This is a genomic window from Luteibacter sp. P4_D7_3 (assembly GCF_056401735.1).
Map to the genome: position 1 here is coordinate 1 of NZ_JBFUIT010000578.1, position 1,239 is coordinate 1,239.

3 protein-coding genes are annotated in these 1,239 nt (G+C 41.4%); all 3 read left to right on the forward strand.

The window, feature by feature from the left end:
* Window positions 1–227 (forward strand): hypothetical protein (locus AC1DSN_RS22845; RefSeq protein ID WP_477333149.1); only part of this gene is annotated, 227 nt, incomplete at its 5' end.
* A gap of 156 nt (window positions 228–383) precedes the next feature.
* Window positions 384–806 carry a HEAT repeat domain-containing protein gene (locus AC1DSN_RS22850; protein ID WP_477333151.1) on the forward strand — a complete coding sequence of 141 codons (423 nt, stop codon included), beginning with the start codon at window positions 384–386 and terminating at the stop codon, window positions 804–806.
* A gap of 249 nt (window positions 807–1,055) precedes the next feature.
* Window positions 1,056–1,239, forward strand: a 184-nt coding sequence (locus AC1DSN_RS22855; RefSeq protein WP_477333153.1) for a hypothetical protein, incomplete at its 3' end; no start/stop codon positions are given.

Below are 1,239 nucleotides of genomic sequence, written 5' to 3' on the forward strand. Positions count from 1 at the left end.
ACCCAGACTTCTGGAAAAAAGTAGACACTCTCGAAAATTTTGAAAACCCCTTACTAATAGTTCAAGACAGTAAGATTCACGCTTGGAAACTAGCAAACTCTGCAGATCTTAAAACGCTACTTTCCGAAACGACTGAATTCCCATTCTGGATAGTCGACGACAACTTCAAAGTGCTAATCTATATGGATGATCATGATTGCGTTCATACCAGCGATAGCACTCAATAAAAACAAATCGATTCTAGGTAACCGRAAGAAATAAAACAGGGACACACCACGATTCCTTATTCTAAACGGGGCAGATCACAGTTTTTTACATCCATAATCTGCCGCCTGGGAACTCTCCTCTTTCTCGCTATTTAACGTGATCCGTCCCTGAACAACATGAACAGCAAGGTTTACGAAGAATATAACTACTGGCTTGGAGCAAATGAAGACTCAAATTGGAATGAGTACATTACTGCACAGGTAGCTCATGGAGTTCTAGGAAAATTTAACGCCATGGACTGGCAACAACTTAATGAATCAATTCTTTTAAAAGAGGAATACTGGCAAGAAAGAAGCGCTGCTGCTCTGGGAGAGTTGCGATCGCCCGAAGCGATAGAGCTTTTAAAAAAACTTCTTGACTCTACGTTCTCCGAGGTAGCAATCGCCGCAGCTTCCGAACTTGATTGGACTGAAGCAGTTATTGATGAAAAATACTCTAATAAAATTCAGCGAATCATAGACAATCTACCCGATGAAGAAATTGATTCTTACCCTGAACTCAAAAACCTACTAAAAAAATCACAAAACCAAGGTTCCTAATAAAGACGACAAAAAGGGGACAGATTTATTTTCTACAAACTGAAAATAAATCTGTCCCCTTTTCTGATGAGCAGATCTATGAGCTACGGACCGCGATTGCTGAAGTGAAATTTGTGAACCCTACTGGTCATCATGGGGGCAAAGGGTCCACAAAAGCACATAATGAAATACTTAAAATAATTGACAATTCGAAAGATTACGGCGAGTTCCGACAGGGCCTCAATGAGTGGGCGGGTCGGAGGTTAGAAGGTGGAGTTGACTCTCTCCCATCCGGCCTTAAAAATTGAGGAGAAAAAGATGAGTAATAAAAAAACAGTATCAATTTGGACTGCAAACGCCGACTGGCAGCAATCCACTCTTCGGGAAATAGTGACGCCTGCCTATTCTGACGATGGAGAATCTCTAGGATCGGAGTTCAGCAATGCATTTTCTC